This window comes from Bartonella sp. AA89HNZF, from assembly GCF_042196905.1.
Classification (GTDB): Bacteria; Pseudomonadota; Alphaproteobacteria; order Rhizobiales; family Rhizobiaceae; genus Bartonella.
On sequence record NZ_JBHIRD010000123.1, the window covers coordinates 314 to 635 of the forward strand.

At 39.1% G+C, this 322-nt stretch carries 1 protein-coding gene; it reads right to left on the reverse strand.

What is annotated here, in order from left to right:
* On the reverse strand, nucleotides 1-322 hold a 322-nt coding region (locus ACFIN0_RS10060), incomplete at both ends, for an orotidine 5'-phosphate decarboxylase / HUMPS family protein (RefSeq protein WP_375702488.1).

Genomic DNA, 322 nt, shown 5'->3' on the forward strand with positions numbered 1-322 from the left:
TATTTTCTAACTGTTTGATTGTATCTTTTGCTTCATGACCCAATGTTGCTCCAATAACTGCCCCGATAGGGCCAACCTGATGAGATTGACTTAAAGATTGGTTATTATATTCAAAAATACGCTGCGCCAAATGAACCGAAACAGTTTGATCACCAATACGCGCATTTCGAATTTGCTTTCCCTCTGGATTAGAAGACTGAACAACCATAAAAACAGCTGTTTTTGTTTCTTCTGCAATCTTTATCAAGGGAATGAGAGCATCAAACCCTAAAAAAGGATTGACAGTTATGGCATCCGCTTTGAATGGACTATTGGGGCCAAG